Origin of the sequence: Paenibacillus agri (genome assembly GCF_013359945.1) — a bacterium.
GTDB lineage: Bacteria > Bacillota > Bacilli > Paenibacillales > Paenibacillaceae > Paenibacillus_AQ > Paenibacillus_AQ agri.
Map to the genome: position 1 here is coordinate 111,596 of NZ_JABWCS010000204.1, position 17,318 is coordinate 128,913.

Annotated in this window: 15 protein-coding genes; 7 read left to right on the plus strand and 8 right to left on the minus strand. The window is 49.7% G+C overall.

The genetic code is table 11. The features are described from left to right. Window positions 1-299 precede the first annotated feature (299 nt). The 4 genes from spoVV to HPT30_RS10880 all read left to right on the plus strand — a co-directional run bounded on the left by spoVV (window position 300) and on the right by HPT30_RS10880 (window position 5,293). A complete protein-coding gene (spoVV, locus tag HPT30_RS10865) occupies window positions 300-1,538 on the plus strand; it encodes a dipicolinic acid transporter SpoVV (RefSeq protein WP_175371410.1) in 1,239 nt (412 codons plus the stop codon). A gap of 113 nt (window positions 1,539-1,651) precedes the next feature. Then, window positions 1,652-2,455, plus strand: coding sequence for an NAD kinase (locus HPT30_RS10870; protein WP_175371411.1), 804 nt, complete (start codon window positions 1,652-1,654; stop codon window positions 2,453-2,455). A gap of 195 nt (window positions 2,456-2,650) precedes the next feature. Next, entirely contained in the window at window positions 2,651-3,829 is a 1,179-nt protein-coding gene (locus HPT30_RS10875; protein WP_175371412.1) for a copper amine oxidase N-terminal domain-containing protein, read from the plus strand. Between the two features lie 27 nt (window positions 3,830-3,856). Then, on the plus strand, window positions 3,857-5,293 hold the full coding sequence (locus tag HPT30_RS10880) for a S41 family peptidase (RefSeq protein ID WP_175371413.1): 1,437 nt from the start codon (window positions 3,857-3,859) through the stop codon (window positions 5,291-5,293). Between the two features lie 109 nt (window positions 5,294-5,402). On the opposite strand, the gene HPT30_RS29940 is transcribed toward HPT30_RS10880, so the two are convergent. Beyond that, window positions 5,403-6,146: a YutD family protein gene (locus HPT30_RS29940; protein WP_446685658.1), complete on the minus strand. Its 744-nt coding sequence runs from the start codon at window positions 6,144-6,146 to the stop codon at window positions 5,403-5,405. A 545-nt stretch (window positions 6,147-6,691) separates the two neighbouring features. Further along, window positions 6,692-7,597, minus strand: coding sequence for a lipoyl synthase (gene lipA, locus HPT30_RS10890; RefSeq protein WP_175371414.1), 906 nt, complete (start codon window positions 7,595-7,597; stop codon window positions 6,692-6,694). A gap of 294 nt (window positions 7,598-7,891) precedes the next feature. On the opposite strand from lipA, the gene HPT30_RS10895 reads away from it, so the two are divergent. Then, window positions 7,892-8,983 carry a M23 family metallopeptidase gene (locus tag HPT30_RS10895; RefSeq protein ID WP_175371415.1) on the plus strand — a complete coding sequence of 364 codons (1,092 nt, stop codon included), beginning with the start codon at window positions 7,892-7,894 and terminating at the stop codon, window positions 8,981-8,983. A gap of 27 nt (window positions 8,984-9,010) precedes the next feature. On the opposite strand, the gene HPT30_RS10900 is transcribed toward HPT30_RS10895, so the two are convergent. The 6 genes from HPT30_RS10900 to HPT30_RS10925 all read right to left on the minus strand — a co-directional run bounded on the left by HPT30_RS10900 (window position 9,011) and on the right by HPT30_RS10925 (window position 15,126). Next, complete coding sequence (locus tag HPT30_RS10900; RefSeq protein WP_175371416.1) at window positions 9,011-9,682, minus strand: alpha/beta hydrolase; 672 nt, start codon at window positions 9,680-9,682, stop codon at window positions 9,011-9,013. A gap of 433 nt (window positions 9,683-10,115) precedes the next feature. Continuing rightward, window positions 10,116-10,937 (minus strand): sporulation protein YunB, encoded by an 822-nt coding sequence (yunB, locus tag HPT30_RS10905; RefSeq protein ID WP_246317032.1) that lies wholly within the window; start codon window positions 10,935-10,937, stop codon window positions 10,116-10,118. 433 nt (window positions 10,938-11,370) lie between these two features. Continuing rightward, window positions 11,371-11,982, minus strand: a complete 612-nt coding sequence (locus tag HPT30_RS10910) for a TVP38/TMEM64 family protein (protein WP_175371418.1) — start codon at window positions 11,980-11,982, stop codon at window positions 11,371-11,373. 235 nt (window positions 11,983-12,217) lie between these two features. After that, on the minus strand, window positions 12,218-13,081 hold the full coding sequence (locus HPT30_RS10915; protein ID WP_175371419.1) for a glycine betaine ABC transporter substrate-binding protein: 864 nt from the start codon (window positions 13,079-13,081) through the stop codon (window positions 12,218-12,220). Window positions 13,082-13,096: 15 nt separating this feature from the next. After that, window positions 13,097-13,930, minus strand: coding sequence for an ABC transporter permease (locus tag HPT30_RS10920; RefSeq protein ID WP_066376245.1), 834 nt, complete (start codon window positions 13,928-13,930; stop codon window positions 13,097-13,099). After that, complete coding sequence (locus HPT30_RS10925; RefSeq protein ID WP_175371420.1) at window positions 13,930-15,126, minus strand: quaternary amine ABC transporter ATP-binding protein; 1,197 nt, start codon at window positions 15,124-15,126, stop codon at window positions 13,930-13,932. The genes HPT30_RS10920 and HPT30_RS10925 overlap by 1 nt, the downstream gene beginning before the upstream one ends. A gap of 254 nt (window positions 15,127-15,380) precedes the next feature. On the opposite strand from HPT30_RS10925, the gene HPT30_RS10930 reads away from it, so the two are divergent. Together HPT30_RS10930 and HPT30_RS10935 are read left to right on the plus strand one after the other, a co-directional pair. After that, complete coding sequence (locus HPT30_RS10930) at window positions 15,381-15,938, plus strand: GbsR/MarR family transcriptional regulator (RefSeq protein ID WP_175371421.1); 558 nt, start codon at window positions 15,381-15,383, stop codon at window positions 15,936-15,938. A gap of 275 nt (window positions 15,939-16,213) precedes the next feature. Then, entirely contained in the window at window positions 16,214-17,236 is a 1,023-nt protein-coding gene (locus tag HPT30_RS10935) for a LacI family DNA-binding transcriptional regulator (protein WP_175371447.1), read from the plus strand. Window positions 17,237-17,318: the final 82 nt, after the last annotated feature.

Here is a 17,318-nt window from a genome sequence, read left to right on the forward strand (position 1 = left end):
ACATATTCAATAGGTCCGAAAGTCCTCATCACCAGGCGGGACGAGGGAAGCACGGATCACATATACAAAAGCACAAACCAGCACTCCGGCAACTATGCTCATCACCATCACTCCATCCCTAATTATCTGATGTACAGCGGTGTTGTATTTATTAATTTTATAATATCACAAATTCAACCGAAAAGCACAGACATTTGTAACCGCTTTCCTTGTTTTTTTGTGTCTTTTGTCCTTCTTTTTTGTGCTGTTTGTCCCTGTTTTTGCATATCTTCTTAGCAATAGACCTGGAGGCATAAATCATGATCATGAAAAGAATAGGTGGCCCTTTGCTGGCTTTCGGGCTGGCGGGCTGCATGGTACTGATGCTGGTACATCCCGGATCATCCCTTACCGCTGCACTGCGCGGACTCTCCATCTGGTGGGATGTTCTGTTTCCGTCGCTGTTCCCTTTCTTCGTCATCTCCGAGATGATGCTGGGCTTTGGTGTAGTCCATCTCTTTGGTACCTTGCTTGATCCATTGATGCGCCCGCTGTTTCGTATACCAGGCAGCGGCGGTTTCGTAGCCGCCATGGGATATGTCTCAGGATACCCCGTTGGCGCCAAATTAACCGCCAAGCTGCGTGAGCAGAACTTGATTACTCGGGTAGAAGGAGAACGGCTGGTGGCTTTCACCACCTCTTCCGATCCTATTTTCCTGCTTGGCGCGGTTTCTGTCGGATTTTTTCACGACGCGTCTTTGGGCCTAATCCTGGCCATTTCTCATTATGGCGGCGGGCTGCTAGTCGGGCTGTTGATGTCTCTTCATGGCCGGAGGGCAGCGGCCACCCCCGATCTTTCCATCACCGCGCCTGTGCAGCCCCACACGGGACAAGGTATGGGCAGGATTCGCACTGCGCTGTCTGCGATGGCTGAGGCCCGGCGCAGGGATGGCCGAAGCCTGGGTGAGATCATGAAAGATGCTATTCAGTCCTCTTTAAAACTTATTATTGTCGTCGGCGGCCTAGTTGTATTCTTCAGCGTGCTGATGGAGTTACTATCGCGCGCCGGCATCATGTCGTCGCTCTTCACTCTTGTAGGGGCCCTGCTGTCCCTGATCGGCTTTTCACCGGAGCTAGCGCAAGCTTTGGTAGGCGGATTCTTCGAAGTCACCCTCGGCGTCCGTTCCGCCGGGGAAGCAGCCTCTGCCGTGCCGCTTCACTTCAAAATCGCAGCAGCGGCCTTCATCCTGTCCTGGGGCGGTCTGTCTGTCCACGCCCAGGTCGCAAGCATTCTGAACGGCACGGGGCTGCGCTACCTGCCGTTCATGATCGCACGCCTGGTGCATGGCGTGCTCGCGGCGAGCCTCGCCTTGCTGCTATGGCAGCCCGTCGCTGGCGGCCGGCTGGTGGCGGCCTGGAGCCACTGGCCTCCCGCAGCCTCACTTTCAACTGCCGGCTCCAGCCTCGGCGCGAGCCTTGTGCTACTCGGCCTACTCCTTAGCGTAGCCCTCTTGCTGGCGCTGGTGCTGTCCCTGCTGCGGCTGCACCGCAAGGGCTGACCGCTGAGGCTCTGTGATCAGCTTTGCTCTTTTACACCCTCAAATATTGTGTTCCGCATCAAGATTGATTATGATCGGTGTATGACTGAATTAAACAAAGGAGCCTGTACATCTTGAGATATTATGTTCTGGACCGCGGTGATGATCTGTCCATCAATCTTGCGGAGCAATTTCACAAGCTGGCGGCGGAGCGAAACCTGGAGCTGGATGCCGAGTCCCCGGAGATTGTCATCTCAATTGGTGGAGATGGCACGATGCTTCATGCTTTTCACACCTTTATCGACCGCATTCCGAATCTGGCGTTTGTAGGCGTGCATACAGGCCACCTCGGCTTCTATGCTGACTGGAAGGCGCAGGAGTTGCCTACCCTGATCGACTATATGTGCGGGACGGAAAATGGAAATCCAAAAAAGCCGAGAATTGTGCAGTACCCTCTGTTAGAACTGGAAATTCACAAGAAATCCGGGTCCACCTCCCACATTGCGCTGAATGAATTCACCCTTAAAGGGGTGGATGGTACCGTAGTCATCCAGATTGACATTAATGACGTGTCGTTTGAGATGTTTCGGGGGGACGGAATTTGTATCTCCACCCCTTCCGGCAGTACCGCATATAATAAAAGCCTTGGCGGTGCTATGGTTCACCCTACCATTGAGGCTCTGCAGATTTCGGAAATTGCTTCCATTAACAACCGTGTGTTCCGCACGATGGGTTCACCACTACTGCTGCCGAAGCATCATCACACCGATATCTTTTCACGCAAAGAGCAGCGTCTGCTATTAACAGTGGACCATGTCAATATACCGGTCGATGATCTGATTTCCGTGCGCTGTCAGGTATCCTCCAAAAAAATCAGCTTTGCCCGCTACCGCCCGTTCCCGTTCTGGAACCGTGTTCGCGAAGCTTTTCTCGTCTAGGTCAAACACCGGGACGGCCCAGTTTTGACCCGCATAATTGTACTAAACACAAGGGCCGGGGATAACTATATCTCCGGCTTTTTCATGCTGACAAAACTACCGAATACAGCTAACATGATTCGATAGACTAGAGAGAATTCAAATGGTATAATGAGCCTATTTTACAAAGTGTTCCATATTAAAGGAGAGAATCTGTTGAAAAAACTATTAACCATTATGGTCGCGAGTCTACTAGCCCTCGTTATGGCCATTCCCGCTTTTGCGGCCGAGAAACCGATTGAAGTCTACATTAATGGCAGCAAGGTCCCTTTTACCTCAGGGGCTCCATATCTGCAGAATAACACCATACTGGTACCTTTCCGCGTTGTTTTCGAAAAACTGGGACTTAAGGTACTCTGGGATGCGAAGACCGGAACCGTCACCGGTACAGGAAAAAGCTTGTCCGTCAGCCTTAAAATTGGCAGCAAGGTAGCCATGGTTAACGGAACCGCTACGAAACTCCCCATTGCACCTGTAGCCAAGGCAGGAACCACATACATACCCTTGCGTTTCATAGCTGAAGCGACAGGCGGAACAGCCGTATGGAATCCGTCCTCACGTACGGTCAACATTCAAGCCTCAACTACTGACTCCGCTGCTGAAGCCATAGCGATTACAGAAGTAATCAAGCTGGCTAACAAGTACCACAATGAAAAAAATGCCGAAAAATACTTCTCCCTGGTTGATCCGGACTCCACCAGCGATGATTCGATCGCAGACCTCAAGGAACAATTTAAGAGATTCGATCAGACCAATACTATCGACAAAGTCGAAATCATTGATTTGAAAGCCGATGAGGCAACGGTCTATACAACAGAAACCAACCGCCGGTTAGGCGGGAGTTACTTCCCTGATCAGAAGTACGAATACTTATATACCCTTGTTCGACTAAGTGGGAAATGGAAAATTTCCGAGGTGGAAAGTCAGGACAGTGTTGTTCTCTTAACCCGTGAGCAAGGCCTGAAGCCCGCGAATGTGCTTCAAGACGATTCCACAGCCATTTTGAATAATCTTACGAAATACTTCCAGTACATGAATGAGAAAAACGCCAATAAGGTTGTAACAACAATGACATCAAACGGAGCAGAAAATGACGAATTCCTTATAGGTGATTTCGAAGAGTTCTTTGATTCCTATGATCTTACTTATACCCCGATCGTCTCTAATATCTTCTACTATAATGCCGGGGAAGCCGCTGTCTATGTAGAGAGTAAGGTAAAAGAAGCAGGCGAGAGAGCCAGCTTCCAAACTGGGGCGATCTACGTTCTGTCCAAATCGGCAAATGGAGCCTGGACCATCGACACCAGCTATGTGGTTTCCAACAAGCAACTTTAAAAACTATATAAAGGGCGTGTGCATTTTATGAAATCCGGAAAAGTTATGACCGCTCTCCTTAGCGGCTGTCTGGCCCTGACGCTTGTACTGGCACCGGTTGCTTCAGCGGCCGAATCTGCCAAGGCAGTCTCGAATGAAGACCTCATCAACGAAGTTATGCAATATTTGGAGAACTACAATCTTTCAGGTGTAGACAAGGATACCCTGATTCGCGGTGCCATCGATGGCATGGTCAACACGCTGGATGATCCGTACAGTCAGTATTTCGATGCCAATGAGGCGGCTGATTTCTCCCATCAGGTTGATCTTGAATTTGTAGGCATCGGGGTCAAACTGCAATATACAACTACTGAGCTATACATTGAAGAAGTAATCGCAGGATCACCTGCTGAGAAAGCCGGTCTTAAACGTGGCGATGTCATTCTCAAAGTGGATGGCGTACCCGTTGAAGAGACTGAAGGCGATGAGCTGAGCGGAGCGTCAGGGACCAAAGTAACCCTGCTTATTCAGCGTGACGGAGTTTCTAAATCCATTCGCGTGACGCGGGGAGAGATTGCTTCGACTGCCGTCACCGGACAAATCATCGGTCCCAAAATCGCTTATGTCAGCCTGAGCGGCTTTACCCAAACCGCAGACGAGGAATTTGCCCAAGTATTGAAAAAAATGCGTACGGCAGGCATGAAGTCGATGGTGCTGGATCTTCGTGATAACGTGGGCGGTTATATGGATTCAGCCTACAATATTGCTTCCATGTTCATGGACAAGGGCATCATGATGTACACCTCCGACCAGACCGGTAAGCTGATTCCGGTAACCATTACGAATGGCAGTAAAATAGGGGTACCGGTTGTCATTCTAACAAACGCTTATACGGCCAGCGCTTCTGAAGCCTTAACCGGGGCGCTACGGGATAACAAAATCGCTACCGTTGTAGGTACACGTTCCTTCGGGAAAGCGCGGATCCAGAGCCTGCTGCCCATGTCCAATGGTGATATGCTTAAGCTCACTACACAGAAGTATTTGACGCCTACTAAGGAAGATTTTAACCATATCGGACTTACTCCGACGATTGAGGTGCAGGGTAAAACGGCACAGCTGATCACCGCACTTAAAATTGCAGGATTGTCCACGATTGAAGCCTCCGGGGATAATCATATTCTGGATATCAATGGGGTGCCTTTGGCCGGCAACGTCGGCTTGATCAAGCAAGGGAACACTATTTATGCTTCTGCACGCGTGCTTTCCGCTCTCGTGGAGGGTGAACTCGCATGGGACGCAAAGAATAAAAAAGTTGTCGTAACCAACGTTGCAGGCGTTGCTTCCGGATTCACCATTGCCTCCAAGGCGGCCCTCTCCAAAGATGGCGAGACCTATATTGATTTGAACGCCTTCAAGCAGAAATTCCCTGCACTGGCGTGGAGCTATAATGCTGCTCAGAATAAATTGAAATTATCTGTAAAATAAACGATAACTATACTAAAGGGACTGTTCTCCTGTAGAATTACTACAGTGAAACAGTCCCTTTTGATTACATAAATGATATTAGAAGGTGCATGGTCTAACCAAACCCTGCTTAATCCTGCGGTTCCTGAGAAGCTTGGGAGCCTAGAGGATTTTGTTGATTTTGCTGGTTTTGTTGGTTTTGTTGGTTTTGTTGGTTTTGCTGGTTTTGTTGGTTTTGTTGGTTTTGCTGGTTTTGTTGGTTTTGAGGCTTTGGAGCGTTCTGAGGGTTCGGCGTGTTTTGTTGGCCGCTTGGCGGCTGGCCTTCCCGCTTTCCTTGGGAGTTACGATCACGATCTCGTTCCCGCCCAGGTTTCTTCCCTTGTCCCTCTTTAGCACGATGGTTCTTACTTTGATGCTCCCGAACAGGCTTATCCTTCACCTGGTTGTCTCTTCCCGATGCTTCTTTAGCCGCATTGGAATTCGATCTTCCGGAATGCTCACGGCCTGTATTCTCCTGGGCTGACGCTTGGCGCACAGCCGGCTCTTGTGTCATCTCTTCTGATGGCTCATTCTCCGCAATCTGAACCTGCGGATCTTTGATCAGAATATCCTTGTACATGCCTTCTTTTGGCTGTTCTTTCGATTTTTGCAGCACAAAATAGGCGCAGCCAAAATTGCAGTATTCATTAATGTAATCCACCATGCCTGAAATTGCTGTATCCCGGTTCACCTTTGGATGGTTGTCCCGGTAAAAGCCTTTCAGACGCAATTGGCTGTAACCCCAGTCGCCGACGATGTAATCATATCGTTCCAGCACTTCGCTGTATCTCCCGCGAAAAGCCTCCGGATTCCATCCGTCTTTGTGGTCCAGCATCAGCTCGTAGCCTTTTCCGCCTATAACGATCAAGCTTTTTGTCGCCTGCCTTTCATTAGAAGAGGGGAGCGCTGATCGGCCGTCATTGCGGGAATTTTGGACTTACGGTCGCTGTTGTGGTCCAATTTCTTCATTTGTAACCGCTATGCGGTTGAAATTGGACCACAGCGTCTGCTTCCGAAGCTAGCTTTCCTCCGGAAAGCTTTTAGACGAGCGCTACGCTCCTCCAGTTCCAAAATTCCCTCCATGACTCCATCAACGCTAGCGTGGGAGCACAGGGGACTAGCTAAGTGCGCTAACGCTCCTTAGCTGCCTTGCGCTCGCTCCGCTGGCCGTTGGCCTCGCCTCGCTATGCTTAGTTTATTGGAGAGCTTCAAATCGCTGTCGCTCTTTCAGCTCTCCATCATTTTTCGTGACCGCGTCACGGGAAACATAAAAGATTCAAAACTTCTTCGTGACTTCGTCACGGATACCTAACAGCTGAAAACCTTCGTAACTCCGTCACGGATACCTAACAGCTTAGAGCCTTCGCGACTTCGTCACGGTTAGCCCAAAGTCACCGCACGCTCCTCACGGGCATTAGCGGCGGATTTGACCTGCTCATGCGCATGGTAGGAGCTGCGCACTAACGGGCCAGATTCAACGTGACTGAAGCCACGCTTCATGCCCTCTTCCTTCAACCGGGCGAATTCCTCAGGCGGATAGTATTTCTCCACATTCAGATGCTTCGGTGAAGGCTGCAGGTACTGACCAAGTGTGAGAATATCACAGTCCACGGCACGAAGGTCGTCCATCGCCTGCAAAATCTCGTCCCACTCCTCCCCCACACCCAGCATGATGCTGGATTTGGTAGGAATCTCGGGTTGCATCTCCTTGGCCCGCTTAAGCAGCTCCAGGGAGCGGCGATACTTGGCTTTGGCCCGGACACGGTCAGACATCCGCTCTACAGTCTCAATATTGTGATTTAGAATATCAGGCTTGCTGTTCATCACAATCTCCAGGCTATCCCGGTCACCCAGGAAGTCGGGGATTAACACTTCCACACTACATAGAGGAAGACGCTTACGAATCGCCGCAACAGTCTCGGCAAAAATCCGGGCACCGCCATCCTTCAGATCATCTCTGGCTACACTTGTCACAACACAGTGGCGAAGACCCATGCTTTCTGCGGCTTCAGCCACACGCTCAGGCTCTTGCAAATCCAGCTCTGTTGGCATACCGGTATTAACTGCGCAAAAGCGGCAGGCCCGCGTACAGATATCACCCAAAATCATAAACGTTGCTGTCCGATTGGCCCAGCATTCATAAATGTTTGGACAACGAGCCTCCTCACATACCGTATGCAAAGTTTTAGAACGCATCATGCTTTTAATATCCTGATAGTTATCACCGGTAGTTAGCTTGATTTTAATCCAATCCGGCTTGGGTTGTTTAGCGCCTTTTGTAGTCAAAGTAGATAACCCCCACTTTCGCCTGTGTAATAATCGATTGCCGCGTTAAAGTTGCTGCCTCATATTATAGCATGTGCGCCGGGGTAATGCCTGTTTTTGTGAAAAATCCAAGGCAGAAATAACCGCGGCCCAAAAGGCGCTCTTGGTACGTCTGGTACCTTTAGGCAAGAACGGATAAAACGATCACATTTGCTTCAATCTATAGAAAAAGAGCGACACTAAACGGCCCTTTATTAAGGCAATAGTGGGTTCATTCCAAGACAAACACCATGCCCGGACAAAGGAGGTAGTCCTATGCGGACCCTATTTCACAATCATCTCGTGCAAAAATCGTTCTGGTGCATGTCCGCGGCCACCATTCTATGGAGCGGACTTCATCTTCCCGCTGCACAAGCGGCCAGTATGGGCAGTCAAAGCCCCCCAGCATCGGTGAGTTCCAAAACAGATGTCATTCCCACCGATAAAGCCGCTTTACTCTCGGCTCGCAGAGAACTATATGAGCAGATTAGTGCAGCAACTGGCATCCCCTGGTTCCGTTTTGCGGCCATTGATCAATATGAGCGTACTGTCGCCAAAAAAAGCAAAACAGCACCTCAGCATCTCACCAAACTAACCGGAATCACCATCCCGCCTCCTCTATGGTCAGGACCTTTGAATCCTGATCAGGAGGACACTTCACCACAATCCATCAGCTTCTTCGGCGGCTTTGGCTCCGACGGCTCAGGGGACGGCCGGGCCGACCCTGGCAATGATGCAGATGTACTTTACAGCATGGCCCGCCATCTGTTGCATTATGGGCAGTCTTCCAGCGATTTCAGTATCGCGATTTGGGAGTATTACCATAATGGCAGGGCATCGCAGCGAATTAATCAATTCGCCAAACTGTACGAGCATTTCGGACGGCTCGACCTGTCCGGGAACGCTTTTCCACTGCCACTGGGAAATACGTATGCCTATCGCAGCACTTGGGGTACGGGACGCAGCTGGGGCGGAGCACGTATTCACGAAGGCACCGACCTGTTCACTCCGCACGGTACGCCTGTACGCAGCACTTGCTACGGCATTGTGGAGACGAAGGGCTGGAACCGCTACGGCGGCTGGCGGATCGGCATACGCGATATCGATAACCGCTACCATTACTACGCCCATCTGACGGGGTATGACAAGAAGCTCGCACAGGGAGATATTGTACAACCTGGCCAGACGATCGGCTGGGTCGGCAGCTCGGGCTATGGCAGTCCAGGCACACAGGGGAAATTCCCTCCACATTTGCATTTTGGCATTTACAAAGACAGAGGGATTACCGAGTGGGCATTTGATCCTTATCCATTGCTTAAACAATGGGAGAACCAGGAGTACAGAGCACGGCGAAATAAAAATAAATAAGTCACCGGATTTAAATAAAGCGTGAACTTATCTTTCGGTACCCGTGCTTTGAATAAACTGTAGTACCTCACGCATAGTTTCATGCTTATCATCGTCATGGCAGAGCATATGTCCACTCTTACCAGCGATATGCATCTGCTTGCGGGTCGAGGGGATCGTATGGTGCAGATAACTGGCGCTTCTCGCTTTGACCAAATGATCCCGTTTGCCCTGCACAATCAGCGTCGGCGTCTCAATATGCGGATAGATCTCGAAGCTTTCGCGAACCAGTCGCTGAAACTCTCTGGTGGCCTTAGGCGGTGTGGAGCGGATTTTGCTGATATATTGCTTAAGCATGGCAGGGTCGCCCAGTGTCTTGAACATTTCAACAAGATTCAGCGGAAACACAGGCGTCGACAGCAGCGTCAGCGAACGAACCCGCTCCTTGTAGCGTACTGACAGATGGGAAGCGATCAGCGCTCCAGTAGAAAAACCAATCAGATGCACTCGATCATTGCTCGCCAGCAGCGTATTTAGCTCCTCTTCAGCGCTTTGCTGCCAGTCATGCCGGCTCGTCTTAAGCAAATCCGCTCTTGTTCCCCCATGTCCCTTCAATGTGAATGTCCGGGAACGGTAATGATGCTGCTCCATATAGGTGGATAACGGAGCAATCTCATGCTCGCCTCCTGTGAAGCCGTGGATGAACAAGCAGCTATCCATAACGCTCCCTCTTTTCCTTGAGTTATTTAGTCAATATGATGATAGCTTGTCTTTTCCCTTTATTTTCTATGCACCACGTCAAACAGACCGCCGATTCGGCGGTCTGTGGCTTTTCTATGGTCAGCGTGCTAATACGATCCGTCCGCAACAGCGCACTATCTAAAGCGCAATGTAATTAACAGCATTTTTGTACCTTAAATCCTCTTCAGGTAAGGGTTAGTGCATATTAAGTGCAATATTGTACCTTAAATGTTCCAGAACATCACGTCCATCGTGCTTTTTCGAAAAATAAGATACAAAAATGCACCTATTTCCCTCATTTACCTAAATTAACGAAAAATAAGGTACAAAAATGCTTTTAGTTGGGGAGGCGCCCCTCTTTTTCACTGTTAAGAAGAATGTGAAACGGAATATACCATAGTTCGTTTCTGTATCAATGCGAATTTATTGTACCGCTACTCACACCGCTGTTGTTATTAACTGGCGCACTGCCACTCCCGCTGATCTCCGGAATGGCTGTAGGAACAGGGGGACCGGTATTCACACTGCCGCTATTCTCGTTGCCCTGAACGCCAGCATCTTCCTTCTCCCCGCCAATTTGCGGCGCAGGAATAGCAATGCCAGGCGCGCTGCTGCCGTTCTGCCCGACAGGCTGACCTTGATTGTCATAGTAATACATCGGTACATCTCCTACGACCATCAAATATGACACAGGAATCTCTGTATCCACCACCTGTGGCTGCATGTCAAACGGAATGACAACGGCCACCTCGGTCACGATATGGATATAGACCTCTACCAGAATCATGTTGATTCCGGCATTTTTCTGACGTGTAGCCAGTTCTACCTTGACTGCGCCCTGCGGTTCAATCGTAATGGGAATATCCGGACCGAAGGAGGCAATCAGTGGGCTGCCCAGCGCCTGACCTAGCGGGATACGCTCCCGTTTGTTATGCAATTCCTGCAAGGTGGACTGAATGACAGTTGCTGCTTGCGAGGTAATTCTCATATGTTCGGCGTAATTCAGCATAAATCCCGATATTTTGCCGTTTTTGTCTGTCTTCCAGTCAATCAGCTCTTCGGCATTGCCTCCGCTGGCTACCTGGGAAGTGATCGCCTTGTTGATGGATTCTGTAGCGATCTGCTTGACGCGAATCTGCGCGAGATGCACGATGGGGGGCTTCAAATGCTGCTCCACATAACGGATGCTCTGGAATAATCCGAGCAGAAGCAACAACGAGAGGATCAGCCACAATTTTCGCCTGCTGCCTGACTTTCCCCGGTTGCCTGCACTGGAGGATGGCTGCCGTTCCCCACGGCTGAATAATTTTGCAGGACGCCTGCTCCGCTTGGCCTCAAACCGTGCAGACTGCGGCCGGATGGTCGTCGTTTTGCTGGGTCGCGCCTTAAAGGCCGCTCTTCTTCCGTTCGGACGTGGAATACCGTCCCAGCTGATTTTGGGCAACCGCAAGCGGCCGAAGTCAGGCACTCGGATCCGCCGGCTCCCCCATTTTTTATTTCTGCCCATTGCGTTTATCCCTCCCGCCTGGCCCGGCGGTCAAGCCGCCGCTTAGTATAAGATATTCGGGAGCGGGACAAAAAAGAAGAACGTCACCCGCTAGACCTGCGGGATAACGTTCTTCTTCATTTTGACATAAGCCAATCCTCTGATCGTACTCTAATCGTTCTCAGCCCATACGGCTTCGCTTATCTTCCTGCAGATGATCCCAGTGCCTTCTGACAAAAACAGCGATCAGAACCACCATGAACACCGAATACCAGGTCAAGTAGGCGCCCCACTCTTCCTTGGGCACAATCAGCGTAGAACTGAGCGTCCCGAACAGCCAGATATAGGACAGGTTACCGAGCACTGTTCCCCAAATGAATGAGGCCGTAGAAAGCGGCGACACCGCTGACATCAGATTGATGATATTGCTTGGTATAATGGGAATGGTGCGTAGCAGCACAAGGGTCCAGATGCCGTAACGATCCATATTGCGCTGCCATTTATCGTAACGCTTCAGCTTCTTTCTCCATTTGCGGTCAAACCAATCGAACAGGTACCGCCGGCACAGAAAATACACCACGATTCCACCCAGATTGCAGGCCAGCCAGCTGATCAGCATCCCGCCAATCACATCAAATACTGACACATGCAGTACAATCAGAATGGCAAGAGGGAAAAAACCAAATAGACTTTGCAGCAGCGTCAGCGGGATCGTAACGAGCAAGATGTAAGGCCCGGTCAAGCCAAGGGTTTGCAGCAGCCAATCTATCCATGAATTAATTATCTCTGTCAATGGAGTATTCTCCTCTCTTGACTCCTTACAGGCTGCATCCTTAAATACGGTCAATTCCCTTGAAAAAGCTGGTACTTCAAAACACATTCCCAAGAAAAACACCCCTTTACGGGGTGTTTATTGAATATAACGTGATATATAGATTACATGTCAGGAACGGTCATTCTACAAAGGTTACAAAATTGTATCTATTGACTTTTATCATAGCACATCTTCAAAATAACTGCAAAAACAGTTATTCGATCCCTGCTGTCCAGGTTGCTACTTTATCGGGGTTACTCTCTACCCAAGCCTTGGCCGCCTCTTCAGGAGACTTGCCGCCCTGAATCTGAACCATAACCTCAGCCATATCCTCCGGTGTCCACTCGAATTGATCGAGGAACTTGTAGACCTTCGGCATATCATCCTTCAAGCCTTTGCGGACCATGGTATGGATTTGTTCATCTCCACCATACACATTCTTCGGATCCTCCAAATACCGGAGATCCATATTGGCAAACATCCAGTGCGGTGTCCAGCCAGTCACGACGATAGGTTTGTTGTTGTTATAAGCTTTTTGCAGTTCCTGCGCCATAGCGGCAGAAGAGCTCTCCACCAGCGTATAATCACCAAGTCCGTAGGACTCAATCGCTTTTTCCGTAGTGGTCATGATTCCTGCACCCGGCTCAATACCGATAATCTTATGATCCAGTTCGGCACCGGTCTCGGCACTCTTCAAATCCTCAATCGATTGGATGTTCATGTAGGCTGGAACGGCAAGCCCAACCTTTGTTCCATTCAAGTTTACGCCAAGGTCCTCGATATCATTCCCGTATTTTTCAAGATAGGAAGCATGCGTACCTGGCAGCCAGGCAGCAACCATGGCATCGGCACTGCCGTCTGCCACTCCGGCCCACATCGGTCCGGCATCCACTTGCAACATTTCTACATTAACCCCGAGCTTCGATTCCAGCACTTCTTTAACTACATTTGTACTGGCAATTTCCGAATCCCAGGCGACATAAGCCAGCTTTACCTTATCATTGCTCTCTGCCGAACATCCGGCGAGAACCGCGACCAATAGGGCTGTCAGCAGTAATCCTAAGCTTTTTTTCTTCATTATAAGGAAACACTCCTATCTTTGTTTTGGTTTCAATGCGTTCTGAGTCAGACGGTCGAGCAGAATGGCAATCACCACGATGGCGATCCCTGCTTCAAAGCCCGCTCCGGTCTTCGCCTGCGATACCGCACGGTAGACCAGCGCCCCAACACCCTGCGCACCGATCATCGATGAGATTACAACCATCGACAGAGATAGCATGATCGTTTGGTTAATCCCCGCCATAATCGTCGGCAACGCGATCGGCAATTGCAGCTTGAACAGCTTCTGTGACGGTGTCGATCCAAAGGCATCCGCCGCCTCCACCAGTTCAGGCGAGACTTGCCGGATCCCGAGATTCGTCAGGCGAATCGTTGGCGGGATGGCAAAGATAATCGAAGCAATTACACCTGGGACTACACCCAGCGAGAAAAAGGATACCGCAGGCAGAAGATACACAAAGGCCGGCATCGTCTGCATAAAGTCCAGAATAGGCGTAATTGTATTCTTCACCGCATTGCTCTGCGCACATAGAATGCCGATGGGAACGCCTATCAGCACCGCCAGAATAGAAGCAGCCAGTACAAGCGCCAGTGACTGCATCGAAGGTCCCCATAAACCGAGGTTATCGATCAGCAGCAGGCCGATGACCGCAAATAGTGCCATCCGCCATTTGCCGATCCAGTAAGCCAATGCAGCAATAATCACGATAAGAACAAGCGCTGGCAGGAACGTGAGAATATTCTCGATTCCCTTCACCATGCCGCCGATTACTGCATGTATAACATCAAACACGGGACCGAAATAGGTCGTTAGCCATTTTTCGAGCCATTCAACACCTTGGCCCAGTGGTATCTTAGGAATGTTCATTACACGTGCTCTCCTTCCGGAACTGCGTTGCCGGCAAGCGCTGAAAGAACGGCACCTTTAATGACAATTCCCTTGAGTCGATCGGATTCATCCACTACAGCTACCGGCAAATGTGTCTCCGACATCAGCTCGAACAAATCATTGAGCAAAGTATCGGGGTGCACACGGGGGATTTCCCGCCGCAGCACTTCAAGTATCGTTTTATTCTCTTTAATCGCTTGGGCCGCATCTTCGGCCGTTATGACACCTTGGAGCTTCATCTCTTTATCTGCAACATATAGACTGGATACGCCACTATCGCGCATTAATTGCAGCGCCACGCGGGGACCGCGCTCAGGTCTGACCATCTCTGGCTGGCGCATCACATGCGCAGCGGTCAGTACCTTGGACAGATCCACATCCTCTACAAAACGTTCCACGTATTTATTGGCAGGCTGGATCAGAATCTCTTCTGGCGTACCAATCTGCACAATGACGCCATCCTTCATCAGCGCGATCCGGTCACCAATCCGCAGTGCCTCATCCAGATCATGCGTGATGAACACAATCGTCTTCTTCACTCTCGCTTGAAGCTCCAGCAGTTCCTGCTGCATATCCTTGCGGATCAGTGGATCAAGGGCGCTAAACGCCTCATCCATGAGCAGAATATCTGGATCATTGGCCAGCCCGCGGGCCAAACCAACCCGTTGCTGCATCCCGCCGCTGAGCTGATCCGGGCGATGATGCTCCCAGCCTTTCAGACCGACGAGTTCCAGGGCCTGCATAGCGAGCTCGGTTCTTTTCTTTTTCTCCACGCCCTGCACTTCAAGGCCATACTCCGCATTCGCCAGCACCGTCCGGTGCGGGAACAACGCAAATTTCTGGAATACCATACCGATATTCTTGCGCCGGAACTGCCGGAGCTGCTCGGGGTTCATCCCAACTACATCGTTCCCTTTAAAAAGAACTTGCCCCCCAGTAGGCTCAATCAAACGGTTCAACAAACGAACCAGGGTTGATTTACCACTGCCTGACAACCCCATAATGACGAATATTTCTCCTTCTTCAATACTGAATTCGGCCTTATTGACACCGACAGTCAGCTTGACTTCCTGAGCGATCTTCTCTTTGGACCACCCTTGTTCTAATAATGGAAGCGCACGCCCCGCATCATGACCGAATACTTTGGTTAGCTGTTTCACCTCTATAATAGGCATGCTGACCTCCTTCTCCCGTTTCTGTATCGGGTTAGTTCACTTCTAATAGTCTACCGGACTTATGAAAAAAGATGCAAAGCGCATATTCGGATAAAATTTAGTGTACAGTTTTAACTTTACAAACTATACGCAAAGAATACTCTGTTTTACGCCATATTCCTTTCGTCTCGAATTCTTTACTTATTAACCATGATTTGATTACAATACACAGTAGAGGTTTGCAGTCTATTAGCCTAATCCTCAGGAGGGACATCATGAATGATTTAGAAGGGCTTGCGCCCGAACAAATCGAGAAAATCAGCAAAGCCCGGGAACGAGTCATTGATTCCATCGGTAAAAATATGGACTTATACGGTATCACCCTGTCTATAGGGCATTTATACGGGTATATGTACTTTAATCAGGGTCCGGTAACGCTGGACGAGCTTAGTAAAACTATGGGGATGAGCAAGACATCCATGAGTACAGGCGTCCGTACCCTGCTGGACCTCAAAATGATTGATAAAGTATGGGGAAAAGGCACACGTAAGGATTTATTCGAGGTGGTTCCGGACTGGCATCAGAATTTCAGCGATTACTTCTCAATTAAATGGAGAAAAGCCGTTGAGGGCAACATGAATGCCCTTTCCAAATCCATGAATGAAATCAAGGATATGAAGGCAGAGTACAGCGATGACGCAGAGCTGCTGAAGCTGCTGGACAACGACGAGGAAAAGATCGGAGAGGCGGTTAAGTATTACCGCTGGCTGTTAAAGCTGATTGAAGCACTGGAAAGTGGTAAAATCTTCGAGTTGATTCCTAAAGAAACATAGCACGGCCACAATGGTTAGGGGTTCTTGTCAGCCAATTTATACACGGCTGTGCGGGAACCTCTTTTTTTGTAGCAGATGCGTGATCCAGCTTTTGCAAAAGTATACTTTGTTCATTGGTCCAACATTATCGTTTGACTTGCCTAGGCATTCAGCATAAACTTAAATATAATTGTTTTCGTGCCAGATTTTACTTGAAAATGCGACTGAAGAAAGCGCTGGCATCCAGCCCTTTTCAGATTTTTATTTATAGCCGGAGGGTGGCTTTTTCATTGCAGTTGAATATCAAAAAGATTGCCGAAATGGCCGGCGTATCGGTCTCAACAGTATCCAAAATTATGAATAATTACCCGGATGTCTCCGAAAAAACGAAGCAACGTGTGATGGAGATCATCGAACAAACCGGGTACTCTCCTTCCAACTCCGCCAAGACGCTGGCAACTAAAAAATCCAGCCTGATCGGTGTTATTTTTGCCGGGGAGCTGAATGTTGATTTTACCCATCCCTTTTTTCTCGCCGTACTCAATGCCTTCAAGAAACAGATGGGTGTGCTCGGCTATGATCTGATCTTCTTTTCCAATGAGAAATTCTTAAGCGGCGGCGATTACTATTCCCGATGTGTTCATTTTCATGTAGACGGCTGTGTGATCATTTCAGGAGAACATATGGAGCCGGCCATTCAGGAACTGGACATGAGTAGCATTCCTTGTATCGGGGTAGATCTGGAGCTGAAGGGTAAAAAATCGGGTTACGTGACCTCAGATAACTATCAGATCTCCTCCAAGGTTGTCGAGCATTTCTACCTGCTTGGCTACCGGGAGCTTGGTTTTATCGGAAGCACAGCCAATTCAGATATCTCTAACCAGCGGGAAGCTGGATATGTTAAAGCCATTGAAGGCTTCGGCATGAATATCAACGAGAACTGGTTCGTTCATGGCGACGATTTCTTCGAGCCTAGCGGCTATGACGCCATGCAGAAATTGATTCAATCCGGCCCTTTGCCGAAGGCCATCTTCGCTGCCTCGGACCTGCTGGCGCTCGGCGCGATCCGCGCATTGAAGGAACATGGACTACGCATACCAGAGGATATTGCTATGATCGGCTGCGACGACATTGAAGCCTGCAAATATACGACACCAACGCTGACGACCATCCGCCAGAACAAAGAACGGCTCGGGATTCTCGCCGCTCATATGCTCTACGACATGATCAACAATCAGTCCGAGGGCGGCTCCTTCGTTGTGGAGCCGGCACTCATCGTCCGCGAATCCTGTGGCAGTCACCTGCACGATCAAGGATGACATCTCTTTTGCCGCCAGCCGGGAGAATTGACGACGGCAAAGCCAAACAGCCTGCCCCAGCATGATACATGCGAGGGCAGGC